This is a genomic window from Candidatus Poribacteria bacterium (genome assembly GCA_009839745.1).
In the GTDB taxonomy this organism is placed as follows: Bacteria; Poribacteria; WGA-4E; order WGA-4E; family WGA-3G; genus WGA-3G.
In genome coordinates this window covers 30,717-49,876 of record VXPE01000119.1, presented here as the reverse complement: position 1 = coordinate 49,876, position 19,160 = coordinate 30,717, and the positions used below count along the sequence as shown (strand labels likewise).

Annotated in this window: 17 protein-coding genes; 10 read left to right on the top strand and 7 right to left on the bottom strand. The window is 49.6% G+C overall.

The features are described from left to right. Positions 1–263: 263 nt before the first annotated feature. On the top strand, positions 264–1,124 hold the full coding sequence (locus F4X88_18865) for an amidohydrolase family protein (protein ID MYA58351.1): 861 nt from the start codon (positions 264–266) through the stop codon (positions 1,122–1,124). A 36-nt stretch (positions 1,125–1,160) separates the two neighbouring features. Here the strand turns inward: F4X88_18865 and F4X88_18860 are convergent, their stop codons facing one another. Further along, positions 1,161–2,027, bottom strand: coding sequence for a hypothetical protein (locus F4X88_18860; GenBank protein MYA58350.1), 867 nt, complete (start codon positions 2,025–2,027; stop codon positions 1,161–1,163). A gap of 5 nt (positions 2,028–2,032) precedes the next feature. Further along, a complete protein-coding gene (locus F4X88_18855; GenBank protein MYA58349.1) occupies positions 2,033–2,551 on the bottom strand; it encodes a hypothetical protein in 519 nt (172 codons plus the stop codon). A 425-nt stretch (positions 2,552–2,976) separates the two neighbouring features. Here F4X88_18855 and F4X88_18850 point away from each other — a divergent pair, with 425 nt between their 5' ends. From F4X88_18850 to F4X88_18840, 3 genes are all read left to right on the top strand, one after another. After that, positions 2,977–4,059, top strand: coding sequence for a Zn-dependent alcohol dehydrogenase (locus F4X88_18850; protein ID MYA58348.1), 1,083 nt, complete (start codon positions 2,977–2,979; stop codon positions 4,057–4,059). A 98-nt stretch (positions 4,060–4,157) separates the two neighbouring features. Then, the gene (locus F4X88_18845; protein ID MYA58347.1) at positions 4,158–5,036 is read left to right on the top strand and encodes a site-specific DNA-methyltransferase; all 879 of its coding nucleotides are present in this window, start codon (positions 4,158–4,160) and stop codon (positions 5,034–5,036) included. After that, positions 5,005–5,403: a hypothetical protein gene (locus F4X88_18840; protein MYA58346.1), complete on the top strand. Its 399-nt coding sequence runs from the start codon at positions 5,005–5,007 to the stop codon at positions 5,401–5,403. The genes F4X88_18845 and F4X88_18840 overlap by 32 nt, the downstream gene beginning before the upstream one ends. 5 nt (positions 5,404–5,408) lie before the next feature. Here F4X88_18840 and F4X88_18835 read toward each other — a convergent pair whose 3' ends face one another. Then, positions 5,409–6,227 (bottom strand): SDR family NAD(P)-dependent oxidoreductase, encoded by an 819-nt coding sequence (locus tag F4X88_18835; protein MYA58345.1) that lies wholly within the window; start codon positions 6,225–6,227, stop codon positions 5,409–5,411. Between the two features lie 7 nt (positions 6,228–6,234). Then, a complete protein-coding gene (locus tag F4X88_18830; GenBank protein MYA58344.1) occupies positions 6,235–7,608 on the bottom strand; it encodes a hypothetical protein in 1,374 nt (457 codons plus the stop codon). A 215-nt stretch (positions 7,609–7,823) separates the two neighbouring features. Here F4X88_18830 and F4X88_18825 point away from each other — a divergent pair, with 215 nt between their 5' ends. Then, positions 7,824–8,681, top strand: a complete 858-nt coding sequence (locus tag F4X88_18825; GenBank protein ID MYA58343.1) for a phytanoyl-CoA dioxygenase family protein — start codon at positions 7,824–7,826, stop codon at positions 8,679–8,681. Between the two features lie 26 nt (positions 8,682–8,707). Here the strand turns inward: F4X88_18825 and F4X88_18820 are convergent, their stop codons facing one another. Further along, positions 8,708–11,023 (bottom strand): TonB-dependent receptor, encoded by a 2,316-nt coding sequence (locus F4X88_18820; GenBank protein MYA58342.1) that lies wholly within the window; start codon positions 11,021–11,023, stop codon positions 8,708–8,710. Positions 11,024–11,277: 254 nt separating this feature from the next. On the opposite strand from F4X88_18820, the gene F4X88_18815 reads away from it, so the two are divergent. From F4X88_18815 to F4X88_18795, 5 genes are all read left to right on the top strand, one after another. Next, the gene (locus F4X88_18815; GenBank protein ID MYA58341.1) at positions 11,278–12,288 is read left to right on the top strand and encodes a 3-dehydro-L-gulonate 2-dehydrogenase; all 1,011 of its coding nucleotides are present in this window, start codon (positions 11,278–11,280) and stop codon (positions 12,286–12,288) included. Between the two features lie 226 nt (positions 12,289–12,514). Beyond that, positions 12,515–13,639: a Gfo/Idh/MocA family oxidoreductase gene (locus F4X88_18810; protein MYA58340.1), complete on the top strand. Its 1,125-nt coding sequence runs from the start codon at positions 12,515–12,517 to the stop codon at positions 13,637–13,639. After that, positions 13,640–14,488: a fumarylacetoacetate hydrolase family protein gene (locus tag F4X88_18805; protein MYA58339.1), complete on the top strand. Its 849-nt coding sequence runs from the start codon at positions 13,640–13,642 to the stop codon at positions 14,486–14,488. A gap of 230 nt (positions 14,489–14,718) precedes the next feature. Continuing rightward, entirely contained in the window at positions 14,719–15,681 is a 963-nt protein-coding gene (locus F4X88_18800; GenBank protein MYA58338.1) for a hypothetical protein, read from the top strand. A 188-nt stretch (positions 15,682–15,869) separates the two neighbouring features. After that, on the top strand, positions 15,870–17,630 hold the full coding sequence (locus F4X88_18795; GenBank protein ID MYA58337.1) for an alpha-amylase: 1,761 nt from the start codon (positions 15,870–15,872) through the stop codon (positions 17,628–17,630). 84 nt (positions 17,631–17,714) lie between these two features. Here F4X88_18795 and F4X88_18790 read toward each other — a convergent pair whose 3' ends face one another. Together F4X88_18790 and F4X88_18785 are read right to left on the bottom strand one after the other, a co-directional pair. Further along, positions 17,715–18,461 (bottom strand): hypothetical protein, encoded by a 747-nt coding sequence (locus F4X88_18790; GenBank protein MYA58336.1) that lies wholly within the window; start codon positions 18,459–18,461, stop codon positions 17,715–17,717. 372 nt (positions 18,462–18,833) lie between these two features. Continuing rightward, positions 18,834–19,160 carry a hypothetical protein gene (locus F4X88_18785; GenBank protein ID MYA58335.1) on the bottom strand — a complete coding sequence of 109 codons (327 nt, stop codon included), beginning with the start codon at positions 19,158–19,160 and terminating at the stop codon, positions 18,834–18,836.

The window sequence follows — 19,160 nt, the reverse complement described above, 5'->3', positions numbered from 1 at the left end:
ACCGAGCCGCAAGGTAAAATTAAAGACGTTTTTACCAGTAATTGTAGCCTGCAACATCGGCGCAGGCGGGTCTACGGAGAGGCAGATGAAAGTTCAAACCTACCTAACCGAGCCGCAAGGTAAAATTAAAGACGTTTTTACCAGTAATTGTAGCCTGCAACATCGGCGCAGGCGGGTCTACGGAGAGGCAGATGAAAGTTCAAACCTACCTAACCGAGCCGCAAGGTAAAATTAAAAACCGAACCGCAAGGAATAATTAAAAAATGCGTCCCTATTTTGATGTCCATTGCCACATCGGTATGACGGTATCACGCGCCCCGACTGTAGGACAGAGCGTCGGACGTTGTCTTGCCAGGATGGCTTCGGCAGATGTTATTGGTGCGATTCCGTGTCCAACGGGTGGCAGTCCGCAGGCACGGGGTGTATTGGACACACGCACACAACACGAAACAATCGCCAACGCATGCAAGCTCTACCCAGAACGCTTTCCGATTGGACTTGGGATTGCTGAAGTCCGACACGAACAAGCAGGTGCTGACGAATTGGACAGAGCCATGCAGGAAGACGGTTTGGTCGGCTTTATGTGCCACCCAGGGCTCTCTGGACATTCACTCGGCGGCGAGCTGCACGTCTTCCTTGAAGTGGTCGCGATGCACAATGGGCTGTGTCTGCTACATCAGGCGGGCTCCACGCAGAATATTGCTGCTTACGCGCAGCGGTTTCCGTCGATAACGTTTATTATCGGGCATGTTTCGATGAACAAAGCCGGACATCTCGATGCGATTACGCACTGTGGGAAATGCGAAAATATCTGGTTCGATGTGGCGCAGAAACCGGAAGGGGCGGATGCAAGTTGGGACCTCGTCCACCTCGTCAATCATCTTGGTAATGACAGGATTATGTTCGGGAGTGATCTGCCGTATTACGATTTTCGTCTGGTGCAAGCGCAGATTGAATCCGCACGGCTTGACGATGAAACAAAGGAACGGATTGCCTACCAGAATGCGGCGCTATTCGTCCAAAAATTTCGTGCGGACTGGACACCGACGTTGACCGCAATAACACCTCCACAGGTCTATTCTGAAGCTGAGATGTGGGAGGCGAATGGCGCAAGGCTACGCTAACCTGTAAGAGCGAGCAGTCTTAACGATTCCTTATCGCTACTTGACGATTTCGACTGCCCGAATCCGACGGTGGAGCACGAAGAGGCAAATGGCTATCAAGGCAATCTGGATGAGGAGTGCCCATACCCAATGCACGGCGTAGTTGTATGAACCGGCAAATAGGACTGTGCCGAGGATGTCGTAGTGTGCCCAAATGGAGACTAACGCTATTTTACTGGTGCGGGTAATCTCTGTGAGTATTTCGTAGATAATAGGCGAGCCGAACCACACGGCACAGAAACCGATGATGGCATAGCGAGGATTTGAGGTGAGCGATGAGAACAACAACATTAATAGACTCGAAGAGAGCATGATAATCACCGAGTAGGCAATGATCGAAAGAGGAATCCAATAGTTCTCTTTCAGGAAGGAAGTATCGGTCAGCAGGACGTGTTCAAGAAACAGCAAGAGTCCCGGAACCAACGTGAGGCAACCGATCAAAATACCGATGACAGCACATTTCCCAATCAGGTAATCTATCCATGAGATAGGTTTGGAGAGGTAGAGCGTGAGGGCGTTGTTCTTCAGATCGGTAGCGATTAACCCCGAGCCACCGAAAATAGCGATCAGCGCGATGAGAAACGAGGAAGGGGGACCTGCGCTGGGGTTTCGGAATAGGAATTGCTGAAAAAACCCGTTGTCAATGTTAAACGGAAACTCCGCGCCGGGTACCTGATTCAGGATGTAGATCAGGACTGCGTGAACCAAGATGTAGATTGCGGGAGGAATAGCGACAATTAATCGGACAATTTTACGTTGTGCAAGCAGTTTTAGTTCTGCCTTTGTGATAAGCCACCACCGTGTATAAGGACGGGGGTTCAGTGTGCCTTCCCAATGTCGATAGTCTTGTGTATGAATAGGCATATTTCTTAATACTTATAGATGGCGGTGCTTTCTAAGGTGTCCGAGAAGGGTCCCTGTTTTTCCGTCTGGATTTCGACAATGATGATACCGAAAGGTGTATCGCGTTCCGGGTCTTCATCGATGAAGCCTCGCGGGATTTCTGCAGTCATGAGTCGATCCAATCTATTGAGTTCTTGGGACCAACGGAGGTCGAGAAGTCGTCCATCGTAGACTTTCTTATGTTGCTGCCCGTTGCGCATAGAATAGACCTTGGCATTGGTGGTGAAATCGGCTTCAGAGACAGTGCTCACGCCGACGCTTGGACTGAGGATGCTCTGATTCCATATCAGCGGTATGCCGTTTCTATCAACCAGATAAATCCGTAAGTCGATCCTATCAACGCGTGGATCCGAATAGATCCGGATGCCCTCAAAATTCTGAATTACCCCGCTTCCACATGAAAACATAACAAAAATACAGATACCGAAAAGCACGGCTCTCCGACTCTTTAATATAAGCGTGCGGGGCAGATTAAAACGAAGCACATCAATCCTCCTCTATTGTATCTTTAAGGGCAGCTGATAGACTTCCCATAGAAATTCATTTCAATCTATTATAGCGTTTTGAGAGACGGATGTCAATCTAAAATTCTGCCTTGTATCTTTTCCTAAGTGTGATATAATAATAACTATGATACCCACTTCTGTGACCGAGGGCATGGATACTTTATAGTAAAATCCGAAAATAAGTTTACATTTGTCGCGTAAACCTTGAGTGTTCTGTGCCTTTTTGTAGCATAGGCTGTTAGCCTGTGCCTCTTGTAATGTGTAAAAGTAATTACGGACTCCACTATAAAAAGAAAGAAACGTACGAACTCTCAAAAACATCCCAGCTTAATCGGAAACCTGCCCGTAACGAAGTGGAGGCAGTCGAGGGCCCATAGTTAAAAAACCAAGTTCGGAGGAACCTCATGAAAGCCGCAGTATTGTATGAAACGGACACACACTTAAAGATTGAAGAGTTCGACTTACCACGTCCGAGCGCGAATCAGGTCCGGGTGCGATTGGTCGCCAGTGGCGTTTGTCATTCCGATTGGCATGTCATTAAGGGCGATTGGCCCTTCGTCAGGTTACCTGTCATTCTTGGGCATGAAGGGGCGGGTGTCGTAGAAGAGATCGGAAGCGACGTGACACAGGTCCAAGTCGGCGACCATGTAATCCTTTCATGGAAACGGAACTGTGGATACTGTGAAATGTGTCAGAAGGGGTATCCGAATTTGTGTGCACTCCCCTCCGACGGTTCAGGTAGACCTGCAATAAAAACGAGTGGGCGTGAAATCGACCAGATGTCGGGATTAGGAACATTCGGTACTGAAACGATCGTCCCACAGGACGCAGTTGTTCCGATTGATAAGGATATGCCGTTTGCACAAGCCGCGCTCATCGGGTGTGGCGTGATGACAGGGGTCGGCGCGGCTATCAATACTGCAGAAGTTTCACCCGGCAGTTCAGTCGCTGTCTTTGGATGTGGCGGAGTTGGACTCAATTGCATACAAGGTGCTGCGATGTCTGGTGGTGAACCTATTATTGCGGTCGATGTCCTCGACAACAAGCTCGAACTCGGCAAGCAGTTTGGCGCGACACACACGGTTAATGCTTCCGAGGTAGACCCTGTAGAACGGATTAAGGAAATTACCGATGGGCGCGGTGTCCACTATGCTTTTGAGGCAATCGGGTTGATCGGTCAAACGTTCCGACAGGCAATCCTCTGCACGCGGAGTCGGGGCGTGACAGTGTTTGTCGGGCATGCCCCGGAGAACACGCCTGTGGAATTTGACGCACGGATGCTGATGTCGGAGAAGATGGTGATCGGTTCGATGTATGGAACTGCGCGCCCGCATGTGGATTTCCCACGATTGGTTTCGCTCTATAAAGCAGGGCAACTGAAGTTGGACGAACTCGTCACACGCACCTATCCGTTAGAAGGGATTAACGATGCATTCGAGGCTTTGGCAAGAGGCGAAGTCGCACGGAGTGTCCTTGATTTGACCTAACAAACGTGGGTAATGAAAGTGTCAAGTTTTAGTTGAATTGTTTGCAGATATTATGGTAATTTACTTAACATAATATATCCTGTAGGAGATAATGCTTTATGCAATTAAACGGTATAAGAAACGAAAACTGTCTTGACACGATGAAGATGATGCGTGATGCCTTTGTGGATCTTGTTGTAACTTCACCCCCGTATGACGAAATGCGTGAGTATGAAGGATACAAGTTAGAATCTTTTGAACAAATTGCATCTGAACTGTATCGGGTTGTTAAGGTTGGAGGCGTGGTTGTATGGGTTATTGGTGATCAGACTATAAAGGGAAATGAGACAGGCACTTCGTTTCGACAGGCACTTTATTTTAAAGAGATCGGATTTAACCTGTTTGATACAATGATTTACTTGAAACCTCCCAGAGGCGCAGTTGGCAATAACAAGACTTACTGGCAATCCTTTGAATATATGTTCGTTTTTAGTAAGGGACAGCCCAAAACAATCAATCTAATTAAAGACAGAAAAAACAAAGAATCGCGCAAAGGGGACACCGGCACCAAACGCTTACCCGATGGTTCTTTATTAAAATTAAAGCGGGAAGGGTATTCCGAATATGGAAGACGCACGAATGTTTGGGAGTATATGATTGGAAAAGGGCATTCGGCATCAGATGAGATCGCTCACAAACATCCTGCTATATTCCCTGAAAAATTGGCACAAGACCACATCATTTCTTGGAGTAACGGGGGTGATTTAGTGTATGATCCATTTTTGGGGAGTGGAACTGTCGCACTCATGGCTGAGTTAAATGGTAGAAATTATCTTGGTAGTGAAATTAATGAAAATTACTGCGAAATTGCCAGAGAAAGACTACAAAGAATTCCTCCATCACAGGAATCACAGCCTCCCGAGAAATCGAAGACCCCTGAACAACTAAAATTGCTGGAGGCTAAATGTGGCTCAGGAAGCGAAACCTCGTATTTGTAAGGGATGTAAAAGGCTTTTGCCGATAGACGCATTTGAACGCAACCGCCCGAGTGTTTGGCGTAGCGAATGTAAAGAATGCCGGGCGAGCAAGAAGCCGATACCAACTAAAGTAAGACGAGAGTATGAGACAAAGCATCCAAGACCTAAAATAGGTGAGGAATTTTATTGTAAAGTCTGTGATAGGACTATAACGATTCAGAGTAAAAGGGATGTGAATTTAGATCATGACCATACCACAGGAGATATAAGAGGTTATATCTGTAACAGGTGTAACACGGGGCTTGGAAATTTTAGGGATGACGTTTCTATCCTTGATCGGGCTATAAGATGGCTTAAAGGAACACTTATGTCTTTTTTTATTCATTAAAGCAGCTATTCAAGGATACGCGCCATACGCTCGCGGATCCATGCTTTATGCTCAGGATGTGTGTGGATGTAGAAGGTGCCGTTCTGAATTGCGTTATAGACATGCTCCGCTACCTCCGTTGGAGACAATCCCGCCTCCATCTCAACGCGGGCGTTTCGTGAACCGCCAATGATTATTTCCTGTGGACGCTCTGTCTCTGCCGGATTTTGTAATGTGGACGGACGGTTTCGAGCGGAGTCCAGAATTCCGGTGCGAACCCAGCCGGGACACAGCACATGCACCTGAATATTAGCCCCTTTCTGTGCCAATTCATCCGCAAGGGTTTCGGAAAGCACGACGACACCGTGTTTGCTCACCTTATAGATACCTTCGCCACTGCCTCCGACCAGCCCCAAGATAGAAGCAGTATTCACAATGTGACAGGTGCCCCCTTGCGCCAGCATACGTGGGACAAACGCTCGGATCCCGTGAATAACGCCCCACAGGTTGACGCCTAATACCCATTCCCAATCGGCGAGGGTATGTTCCCAGACAGGACGACTACAAACGACGCCTGCATTGTTGCAGAGGATATGCACCGCACCAAAGGCATCCAGTGTCTGCTCAGCAAGGTTTTCGACTTCTGTCGCCTTTGAGACATCCGTTCTGACCGTAAGAACCGCCGCACCTTTCGCCTTTAAATCTGCCGCAAGTTTGGCTAATGGTTCTTCTGCAACGTCGGCGAGGACGACTTTCATTCCTTCAGCCGCGAACCGTTCTGCCAATCCTCGTCCGATACCGCTCGCTGCCCCCGTAATAACAGTAACCTTTTGCATGACCTTCAAATCTCCGCTATTTCGAGAGTCGTTGGAGAATGTTGTGCGTGATGCGTTCAACGGTAGCATCACCGCCCGCCAATCCGTGCGACCAGTCGGTTGTAGCGGCAGTGAAGACCGTTCCGCCTTTCGTGTAAATACCCATCGTTGCGGCACCGGTTCTCCCTCTTTCCCAACGTTCATACCATTCACAATCATCAGGATGCCAGCGAACAGGTGCCGTTGCGAGGATCGTGAAGCTTTCAGGCGTGCCGTCCTGATAGGTCGGGACCGGCAAACCGTCTCCGAGGGTCCACTCGCATCCGTCGCATTCGTAACCGACAATGGTGTTTTCGCCGCCGAAGGTGTCGTCGCGTGAAAGGTCCGTGCCTTCAAATACCCAGTGTTCTGGACGATGGACGGTGTATTCCCCTGGACCGTCCATAAATTGACCGTGGCTCAGGTGATAACCCCCCTGAAGAAAGCCTACACCTGTCAATTGGTTCTCAGGACGATCCACCAGATAATGGCTCCACAACGTGCTGAGGGTACTGAGATCATCGGTCTGGAAAACTGGATCCTGGTTATAGGTTTGCTTCCAGCAGACGAGGGCTCTGCCGTCATCTTCGGATCGAACCTGCCAGCAGACAGAATTCCCGCTGAAGAAGGCGGCATTTCCGCCGTTTGCAATGAATGCTTCAAGGCTATCACGCATCGGCGCAGACCAGTATTCATCGTGTCCAACACTCAAGACGAGTTTGTAGTGCTCTAACATTTCAGGGCGGAATTCCAAATCGGAGTTCGCGGCGTAATCGAACGTATATCCGTTCTGCTCTGCCCAGACGATAAAGGGCAATTCCCAGTTCCTGAAAATGCCGCGGGTCGGTCGATCAAATGAGACGCGGTTCCCTTGTATTTTGCTTGCGCCGTGATACCCGTAAAGACTAAATCCACCCCAGTTGTTGTATGCATTATAGGTGTTAGTAGAGAGTTGGAGCAGAATAGGCGTGTTCGCTCCGGGGTTCGAGGGACGAACAATAAAGAAGAGCGTGCTTTCAGCCGTGCGATGATTTCTATAGACCTGGGCACCGCCACCATCGGTCGCCCGGAGTGTGCCTTCATAATACCCGCTCTGCCACGTTTCGGGAACTTCGAGGGTAAAAGTAGGGGACCATCCGCATCCCTGCGATGACGCATCTGCGGGGATGGGCTGCGCTTCACCGGGGAGCTCTGCTTGACGCCAGACGACCTCGCGCGTCGCGCCGATACGAGCAATCTCAAGTGAATAGTTTTCCGCACTCGTTGAGATGTGGAACGCGATTTTTTCACCTGCGACATAACTGAGGTGGTGGGTGTATCCGTCAATATACAGCGGTCTGATTTGGTTCTCGGTTTGCGTTAAAGTTGCCATTCTGCGTCCTCCTTTGGCGTGTAGCGTAGCATTTTCCGGACGAAATGTCAATTTTATAGTTGTCAAACGTCTCGCGAATAATTAAAAATCTGTTTTTTGATTTTTTTCGTCAGGTATGTTATGATTTTTACAAGATTTTCAAACTTCAGCAATAGCAATCAGCATCCACATTGCTTATCCGCAAGGTAACATTAAAAATTGGAATTGAGTAAAATATGAACATGAATCAGAAACAGACGACTCCGTTATCACCTGAACAGATGGATCAGTGGGCAAACGATGGATATTTGCTCTTAAAAGGCGTTGTCCCGGAATCTGCCATCAATGGCGTGCGCGAGAGTTTTGCCCGTGTGGTAGACGGCATCATTCGCGAGTTGAAAGCGGATGGGATTATCGAAGATGAAGGGATAGAACTCCCGTTTGAGACGCGATTCTCACAAGTCGCGGGTGAACACGCCAACCGCTTTGGACGTTCTTGGCGAAACCAGGTCGCCACACCAGAGGTTTTCGAGCTGCACCACGCACCACGCCTCGTGGACGCGATCGGTCAACTCACAGGCACGGATGTCATCGGACATCCCGTCTTCAACGCCCGTCCGAAACTCCCCGGTCAGCAGTTGACTGTCGTTCCATGGCATCAAGATAGCGGCTATTTTGGGACAGTGAGTGAAACTTCGCTCATCCCAACTGCCTGGATACCGTTGGTGCCAGTAGATGAGGCCAACGGCTGTTTGCAAGTGGTTGCAGGTTCACATCGATTGGGTGTGGTGAATCATCACACAGAAGAGCGGGAAGGGAAATTTCTTGAGGTTGTGGATGAACTTATCGAGGACTCGCGGGTCGTGACGTGTCCAATGGAATTAGGGGATGCCTTAGTATTCCACAATCTAACGCTCCACCGATCCCTACTACATACCACCAGCGAGAGTATCCGTTGGGCGATTGACATCCGTTATCTCCGAGATGGCGATCATCCGGGCACAATTTACTGGCAGGATCCCGATTTCAAGTGGGTCATCCATAGCGAAACGCAGCCTGTAACGCCCGTTACCCAATGGCTTGAAATGTGGTAACGACCAAGGCGCAAGGGGACCGAGGCTTAAAAAATTATTTCGAGTCCGATCCATGCGGCACGCGGGGCACCCGGAGAGAGAAAACGTGAGTCCTCGAAGTCGTCTCCTAATACTTCGTCCGCCTCTCCAAACAACCCAAAGGTTTCATACGTCTCGTCGAAAAGGTTGTTCACCTTAGCAAAGATGGAGAGATGATTCCACAATGTATACCTACCGCGCAGATTAACGATGCTGTAGCCTGGGATCTGGTCAATCAAATTACCCTCGTCTCCCCGAAAGACCTGACTGGAATTGATGAGAATATTCGTCCCCAGAGACAGTGCGTCGGTTACAGCATAAGTGATGTCCGCTTTGAGGTTGTGTTGTGGGACACCCGGAAGGCGATCGCCTTTCTCAACGTTAATTTCTCCTCCCTTCGCTTCTGGATGGTTTGGACTGCTGACTGTTAGATCCGTCTCGAAGGTCGTTGAAATGAAGGTATAATTGAGCAGACCGTGTAATCGGTTAAAGAGCGTGCCACCGATGCTGAGTTCAACGCCTTGACGAAGCGTCTCAGCGACGTTCTGAAAGTAGCCTTCGTTGGTGAGCGCACCACTACTAATGAAGATGAGATCATCAAAACTTGTTCCTTGAAAAAGGTCAGCGTTCCAGCTGATTTCACCTAACTCACCACGCAATCCCACCTCAAGCGTCTTTGTTACCACTTGATCCAACGGTGGATCGGCGACGAAAGCATTCGGTAATTTGCATGGGGCTTCAGGATCGGCGCACGTCAATTCCACAGGCGTTGGCACCCGTGAGGACTCACTATAACTGCTATAGAGTGAAAGACCGCTATAGACCTGATAGGTCAGCCCTACTGCTGGATTGAAGCGGTTAAAGGTGTGATCCCCATTGAGTTCTACACCAATTTGATCGCGCAATACAACGTCAGTTCTATTGTAGCGTCCTGACAACGTGAGCCCCAGCTGAGGCGTGATGGAAAAAGTGTTTGTCGCATAGATGCCAATATTCTGAACCGTGGCCTCAACGTCCACAAAAGATTCACCGTCAAAAATACCGCTACCGACTGTGCCACGGTCGGAGGTCAGACTCGCCAGTTCCGTCTCAGCGTTAAACAACGCGCTACCACCATCGAAACTCGCACCGGCGATGAACTGGTTTTCACGGTTGATGAGTGGATGGGTGAAAGTCGCCTGTAGGGTCGCACCAGAGCCGTTTTGACGCGTTTGGCTCGTATTATTTGTGGCGTTCAGTCCTCCTTCATCAGCGTCATCGTTCTCTGCATTATCGTCATCATAACCATTTTCAGTAAGACGGACATCATTTCCGAACTGGTCCTTCACCCGTTCCTCCACTGCGCCTTCTTCAATGCACAGGAAACCTCCGTTTTCAGGGGCTTCGCACGACTCAAAGTCTGTGTCGTCCCCGTTGAAAGTTTCAATGTTATTGCGTCGATAGTAGACTGTGCTTGCCAATATCACGTTATCAGACAAAGCGTGGCTGCTGCGCAAGTTGGTAAGGAGCATGTGATTCTCTGTCATGTCTGGATGTGTAAACACGGCATTACGTCTTGTTTCAAGGAGTTGGATCGGTAGTGCCCCGTTCCCTAAGAGTTCATTATCTGCCAAAGTCAGGCTCAGGTTCAGAGCGGTAGCGTTTTGCTCCCAACCGATGTTTCCAAACAGCTGCCTGACATCCGAAGGCGAGAAATCGCGCCAGCCGTCTTCGTTAAAGAGAGTGCCACTGAGGAAATAACTCAATCTCTGATTATGACTGCCGCTGGAAAACGTAACGGCTCTCCGTGCGAATGAACCACCGTAGACCTTGACTTGATGCCCGGGATGCGTGAAACCCGTCTTAGTCCTCAAGGAAAGTGCACCACCGAGCGTATTCAAGCCGAAAAGTGGATTTGAACCAGGCATCAGGTTAATGCTGGCAATTGCGGATTGTGGAATGACATCCCAGTTCACCGTGTCCCCAAACAGTTCGTTAATACGGATGCCGTCCTGATAGGTGGCTAATCCCTGAGGCAGTCCGAGCAACGGAGAAGCCGTGAAACCTCGAAAGCGAATATCAGGTTGGAAAGGATTGTTCTGTGCCTCGTTGACATGGACGCTGCCGAGATTCAGGTTAATGAACTCGGTGAGGTTTAAGCTTTGCGCAGCAGCAATTTCGGTGTGAGTCGCCGTTTGGATGTTAGCGGGAACCTTATTTTTTGGGAGTCCCACGCCGTGGAGGGGTGTCACGCCGATCACCTCAATCGGCTCTATCGTCAACGGTTCTTCCTCAGAGTCCACTGAGGCATTCCCAAAGGCGAGTAACAGCCACACAATGAGCATACAGTTGAAAGTTCTGAATAAACCGTTGAAGAATGCCATTATTGCCTCCTCTTTGTGGACGTTGAGAGAAGATTGGGGATACTTTAAAAACCGTGACTGTGAGTATCTATCATACATTGTGAGGCACTTTCATACAAGGAAAATTAAAGCCTGTTGCGGATAACGAAGTCCTCTGAAATGCGCACAAAATACCTTGCTTTTTTCTCATACATCAGGCATAATGGTTTTCAATAAACTGATGAGGACCAAATTATATGAAACGTGTGCCTTTCCAAATTTTACGAGATGAATTTTATCGTGCGCTTGCAGCAATCGGGTTTGATGGCGAGCGAGGAATGCTGTGTGCGCGACTGTTTGCCGAAAATCAGCGTGACGGCGTCTACTCACACGGGCTTAATCGCTTCCCCGGATTCGTTGCTGGCCTGGAGAGCAAACAGATTGATTTCCGGGCGCAGCCAGAGAAAATTGAGGGGTTCGGGGCCTTAGAACGGTGGGATGGCAAGATGGGGGTCGGACTCGTCAATGCTCACTTCTGTATGCAACGGGCAACGGAACTCGCTGATGTCCACGGCATTGGGTGTGTTGGACTTTCAAATACAAATCACTGGATGCGTGGTGGTGCCTATGCCTTACAAGCCGCAGAAGCCGGATATGTCGGGATATGCTGGACGAATACGACGCGACTCATGCCGCCGTGGGGTTCTGCGGAAAAGAAGATCGGGAACAATCCGATGGCGATTGCTGTGCCGCGAAAAGAGGGGCACATTCTGCTGGATATGGCGATGAGCCAGTATTCAAATGGGAAATTGGAGGTGCTGCAGCTACAAGGAAAACGATTACCGTTACCGGGTGGATACGACACCAAAGGGGCGTTAACAGTTGAACCGCGAGAGATTCTTGATTCCGCACGGGCACTTCCGATCGGCTATTGGAAGGGATCGGGTTTGGCATTGGTGCTTGACACGATGGCATCCGTTATTTCGGGTGGGCAAGCGACACACGAAATAGGAAAGCAGGGCTCGGAATACGCCGTCTCTCAAGTGTATATTGCGATTAATGCTACCGGAATGATGGGGCAAACGGCGTTAGACGAAACAGTGGCAGCAATTATTGATGACTTCCAAACGGCTATCCCTTTAGACGAAAATGAGAGTGTGAGGTATCCTGGGGAAGGCATGTTGCGGACACGGATGGAGAGTCTCGAAATGGGGGTCCTCGTGGATGAAGAGCAATGGCAGGCATTATTGGAGATGAGCATCACTTAAAGTTAGTTCCAAAGTTGTAGCCTGCAACATCGGCGCAGGCGGATCTACGAAAGGGTACGTGAAATCACGAACCCACCTGACCGAACCCCAAGGAATAATTAAAAATCCGAAAGGAAAATTAAAAATATGGCTTGCACTCTTTTGGTATCAGCGTATAATACATCTTAGCACGAAATCTGAAACGACACCCAAATCACCAATCTAGAATGGATTCGGGAGATAACTCATGGCATTACGGGCAGGGATTGTCGGTTGCGGCGGGATTAGTCGAAGCCACGCGGGCGCGCACGCGAACTTGGAAGGTGTTGATCTCGTCGCGATGTGTGACATAAACCGAGATGCGCTCAACAGCCGCGCCGACGAATACGGTGTTTCAAACCGATATACTGATTACGAAGAGATGTTCGCACGCGAGGGACTCGATATCGTGAGTGTGTGTACGCATGCCCCCTTGCACGCCCCAATAGCAATTGCTGCCGCAAAAGAGGGCATCAACGTTTTATCTGAAAAGCCGTTGTCCGTTGATTTAGAAACGGCGGATCAAATGTTCACAGCATGTCGTGAGGCGGGTGTGCACTTGGCGGTGAGTCATCAGTTCCGATTTACCCCACTTTTTCGGCACGCGAAATCTTTGGTCGATGCCGGTAAAATTGGAGAACTCCGTTCGATTCGTGAAGTCGGCAAAGGACGTGAAGCCGGATTTGAGTTGATGGAGATGGGGGTCCACTATTTTGACGAGATGGATTTTTTCTTAGACGGGATCTCTTGGATTCAGGCCCATATCACATATCAAGGACACGATGTGACGGAAGCGGATATTATGCACAGCAGCGAATTGTGTAAAACTGACCGACGTGATAACGGTATCGTTGCCGGCGATACAATGCTCGTGCATATCGGTGGTGGAAACAGTGCCTACGGTATCATGGAACTTTATTGCCGCGAACCCAGACACGGGTGGATGATGGGACCGCATCTGCTCGGTTCAGAGGGGCAGTTGATGGTAAAACCGCGCCCAGACACCGGTATAGATGAAATGTGGTACTGTCCGTTTGATGTCTCTTTTGCAGCGCATACACCTGCATGGGAGCAGATAGAACTTGACCCATCAGCGTTTCTTATCTCCGGGAAACCGTGGCAGTCGCGCCACACCATCTGGAGCGCAAAAAATATGCGAGACGCAATTCTTAACGAAAACCAACCAGAACTCGGTGGATGTAACGCCCTGACTTCCCTTGAGTGTGTCAGCGCAACCTACGTCTCCCATTTCAGTGGACGAAAGGTACAACTGCCGTTGGAGGAGCGGAGTCATCCGCTTGTGACACGCCTTAACAGAGGAGCAGCGAACTAAATGAAACTTGCCTTTTTTAATGATTATCAGCTCGGTGTAATAAGAGAAAATGGAATCGTTGACATCGGCGGGGCACTCAGTAGTGTTTCCTATCATACGCCGCAAGAACTCATACGAACGGTGATTGAGGATTTTGATAATCTACGTCCGACAATAGAGGAAGCAGTTGAAAATGGTACTGCTACAGCTTTGGATGATGTCAGTTTTCAAGCACCCGTCCCGCGTCCGGGACAACTCGTCTGCCTTGCCGGCAATTACATTGAGCCTGATAGTCCGTCGCGCGGGGATTTCAATGCCTTTCTGAAGTCACCGACCGGCATCATTGCCACGAAAGGGACCGTGGACCTACCAGAGGCTGACGTGACCGTGTTTCACTTTGAACCGGAATTATCCATTGTGATTGGTAAGACGGCGAAACATCTATCTGAAGATAATGCCTTGGACTGTGTGTTTGGTTACACGCAATTTATTGATGTTTCCGCGCGGGGGTTGCCAGGGGGGTTCTTCTTGGGAAAAAGCTGGCACACGTTTGCACCGATGGGTCCAGCGATCGTTACTGCTGACGAAGTGGCTGACGGGAACGCACTCGGCGTGCAACTCTGGATTAACGACGGTCTCCAGCATGATTTCTCTACAAATTCCATGGCGCGCTTTATCCCTGAATTGCTCGCAGAGGTGACCAATGTGGTAACCTTGGAACCGGGTGATGTTGTATCGACAGGGACCCACCATGAGGCACTCACCGCAATTGGGGACGGGGACACGGTAAAGTTATCCGTAGAAGGTTTCGGCCCAGCACTAACCGTTCGTGTGAGCGACCCACTCAAGCGGACGACTTGGCGCGGTTAGGATATTTATGGCGCAGGTTTTTGTTCACAGTCTCTGCAAAAAAGTGTTGACAACTGCTCCAATTTGTGTGTATAATAGTTTAAGGTATAATTTAGAGGCTTCCCTCTAACCACGAAATCCTTCTTCTAATAGAAATCGCAAGTTTTGGCTTGCCGGCTGCGTTACTTTCAACAGTAAAATTTAGCGCGATCCGAAATGAGAGCCTTCTTGACCATAAGGAGACAGAATTAATGAAAAAACCCAGGATTTTCAACAGCAAGTTTTGGCTTGCCAGCGTCGCCAAAAGAGCCGTGCCTGTTGTCCTCGCGATTGTCTGCGCGTGGATAGCGGGATGTGCTGGCTGTAATCCGGAACCGATACCGAGTGGAATGAGTCCTACAGAGGGACCCGAAACCGGCGGGACGACTGTCCAGATTACTGGCGAAAAATTTGATATGAAAAACGGCGTAACCGTGACGTTCGGCGGAAAAAATGCGCAAAGTGTAACCGTCCCAAGTGAAATGCAGATCACGGCAGTAACTCCCGGTGGCATGGCAGGAGAATCTGTGTCCATCGTTGTTACCAATAAAGGGAAACCGGAAGTTCCGGTCACACTTTCACAGAAATTTACTTACACGGACGCAACCCCACCGACAGTGACAATGAACGAGCCTGTAGATGGCACGGTTATCTCTGAATACGAGAATTCCCTGAATGTGATGAATAGCCTGTCGGTTTCCTTCAGCGAACCGATTGACAGCAACAGCGTTGTCGTGGATGTGACGGTTACGAAAACGGAAAATTCGATGAGTGAACCGATGAACGCGACGCTGTCGGGGACAGTGGCAGGAAGTGGCGATTCTGTGACGTTTACCTCTGATATGCCGATGCGCGCCGGACGTATGTACACTGTCACCGTCTCTGGTGCTACCGATATGGCCGGCAACGCCCTCGAAAGTTCGCACAGTTTCAGCTTCAGCATCACCAGCCCTGAAGTACTTGACAGATACCGGGTGAAGGAAGAGGATATTCAGGAAGAGAACGGCGAAGCGGCACTCAAGCGCATCGCTTCGCGTCCTGAGATTTTTGATGACGCGGAGATGTGGAAACGGTTGGTCGCCGCGAACCAAGACGATTATATCTTCGATCGGAGAAAACTGAGCGTAGGACAACTGTTATTGATTCCACGTGGGCGCGCTTGGGGTGATAAGTAGTCCTGAACGAACCGCAAGGAAAGCTTAAAAACTTGCGAAAATATGTAGCCTGAAACGAAGTCGAAGGCGGGACTACGGGAAGGGACATCAACGCTCAAACTGCCCTGACCGAACCGCAAGGAAAGTTTAAGAAATCGAAAAGCCGTGTACCTGCTACACGGCTTTTTTGTTTCTCAGGGGAGGATATCATGTTTGGTCCGCAAAGAGATTCTGAGAACCGTATCGCCGAGCACCGAAGCAATGTAGTGGGTATAAAACACCTTCACCGATTAAATCTACCGCTTACGAACCCATCGCGACCGCAACCGAATCAACCGATTGACATTTATGTGACAACTTCTGGCGGTGTCACCTACGATTCGGTTCGCTGTTGGGTGGATGTAGCTGGTGAGGAATCTACGTTTGAACTCGCCTCGAGTGGGTCGGTATGGAACACACTTGAATGGCGATATGTGCGCCATTGGCATGGGCAAATTCCACCACAACCCAGCGGGACGGTTGTCCGCTATAGAATTGGTGGACGCGTCGTGGGATCAGATGGATGGATCTTTGCGGATAACCAAGCGCGGGTGTTCTCCGAATCAACCGAATTCGCGCTCTCTATTGACGACTCCGACGTGCCGAAGTGGGTCCGCGATGCCGTTATCTATCACATTTTCCTTGATCGATTCTATCCAGGGGACGGTGTGCCGTGGAAGAAACCAACAAATCTCTCCGGGTTTTTCGGTGGAACGCTCCGCGGGGCAATTCAGAAACTTGACTACATTCAATCGCTTGGATGCAACGCAATCTGGCTTTCACCTCTTTTTGCAAGTCCATCTCACCACGGCTACGATGCGACAGATTATTATACCGTTGAACCTCGATTCGGCACGAACGCAGAATTGATAGAACTCATCGAAAAAGCACATCAGCGTGGCATGCGGGTTATTCTCGATTTTGTTGCCAACCATTGGTCGAACCACCATCCGACGTTTCAAGCCGCGCAGCAGGACCCAGACAGTGAGTATCGAGCGTGGTACACATGGCAGCGCTGGCCCGACGAATACGCAAGTTTCTTCACTGTGAAGGGAATGCCACAACTGAACTTAAAACACAAACCCGCGAGCGATTATTTATTGAAGTGCGCACAGCATTGGCTTCAGCAAGGTGTTGATGGATATCGACTCGACTACGCGCCAGGTCCGCCACGGACGTTCTGGGCAGATTTTCGCCAAGCTTGTAAAGCCGTAAAGCCTGACGCTTTTCTGTTCGGAGAGGTCGTGAGTCATTCCGAAGTCATCGCGTCCTATATCCCACATTTTGATGGGTGCCTTGATTTCCTGCTTGCGGATGCCCTCCGACGAACGTTTGTCCTTGAAACTTCGACACTGCTGGAATTTGAAGCGTTTTTAGCAGCACATGAGACATACTTTCCAGACGACTTTTCACTACCGGTGTTTCTGGATAACCACGATATGACGCGTATCCTCTATTTGGCAAAGGAAGATAAGGCGAAAGTCAGGTTGGCGGCATTAGTGCTCTTCACACTCTTTGCACCGCCTGTAATTTACAACGGAACCGAAATAGGCGTTTCGCAAAGGAACCCACTTGGACGGTTCGAGGAGGCGCGATTACCGATGCCCTGGGGGGATGAAGCAAACAACGATCTGTTGGATTATTTTCGACACTTGGGAGCGTTACGGAACCAGTTTTCGGGACTTACTTCTGGTAGGCGACAAGTTGTTCATTTGAACGTTCAAAAGGGGACTTACGCGTATCTACGCACTTCAGAAACGGATTCTATCCTAATCGCATTCAATACGGGACGATGCTCTCAAACAATAAATGTTCCAGTTTCGTCGTTTCAAATTTCTGCGAAGGACCTGCTCAATGGAAATCGAGTAACAGTCTCAGAGGATGCCGTGAGCGTTTCACTGCCAGCGCAAAGCGGAGCGTTTGTCGTCTGAGGTTTAGGTGAGAAAGTAAAAAGGGGACCGACACCTACAGAGTGCTGTTCTCGGTCCCCTTTTTATGGGTGTTATGAGATGTGACTATTGGGCGTCACCGTCTCCATTTTCATTGCCATCACCGTTGCCATTGCCAGCATCTGTGTTAGCATCGCCGCCATTGGCATCAGCATCTGCACCGTTGCCATCACCGGCATCGGCATCTTCCATGCTTTCCATGTCGTCCATGGAGAGTGAGACGAAGACGCTGTCGTTATCAGCTTGGGCGTGACAACCGTGACAGCCATTACCTGCATCTTCAAGGTTAGACCCTCTGACTTGCATATATTCCGCATCTTCACTGGAACGCGCATATTTTTTGTAGACCCACCCATTGTGGCCGGCATACATCTCGTCGTCACTTTTCATCATCACGGCGACTTTATCGACAAACATTTCGGTATCATCCATAATTTCCTTGACGATTATGGTCCCAACGGGATATTCTGTTGCGCCTGCCTTGTTCGCCATGGCACCCGCATCGTTGATGTAGACCGTCCGGGCAGTCGTAATCCCCGTGTTCGTGTGGGCTGGATTGTGTGCCGCCCCAGTCTCAATCGGGCTCGCAGCTTCTGCCATGGGCGCAGGGGCCGGAAGCGCGACCGATGCCCACGACATGTACATTGACGCGTCGAGCATCTTCATCATCTCCATCGTCATGTCCATTGGCTTATCATCGGTAGCCGTCATGTCCTCGGCAGCAGGTTCCAACATTTTTTGAGCTCTGTCGCAGGATACGAAAGCGACAGCAGCGATTAGGATCGCAATCAGAGCGACCCGAACTTTAGACATTTTGTAAAAACTCCTTATTCTGTTAAAAATGGAGATCAACGAAGAGTTGTAGGCTTTTAAGCGACAAAACCTACCCACGCCGTTGTGGCACTCTTCGAGATCACATGCTACACAACTTCGCCTTAAATTATACAGTATTGCATCTTATTTTTCAAGGAAAATTGAAAAAGATCTGAGATTCGGTTGCTTTATTGAAATGAATTACGACTTACACGGTTGTCTCTCAAACAGATTTCCGCTGCCTGCGGGGGATAGAGGGAGGGGGATTCGCAACTTTGCATAAGTCCTGATTTTATCGAAACTGACAAGAAAACGGGACAGATAACTATAAAAGAGGCTACCTGTCCCGATTCTATTCAGGTTATGTGATAACTATTGGGCATCGCCGTCCATGTCGCCGTCCATGTCTTCATGCGTCATGTCGCCATCCATGTCGCCGTCCATGTCGCCGTCCATGTCGCCGTCCATCATGTCGCCGTCCATGTCGCCGTCCATATCGCCATCCATCATGTCGCCGTCCATGTCGCCGTCCATGTCTTCATGCGTCATGTCGCCGTCCATCATGTCGCCGTCCATCATGCCATCGGTCATCATGCCGTCGTCCATCATGCCGTCGTCCATCATGCCATCGGTCATCATGCCGTCGTCCATCATGCCGTCGTCCATCATGCCATCGGTCATCATGCCGTCGTCCATCAT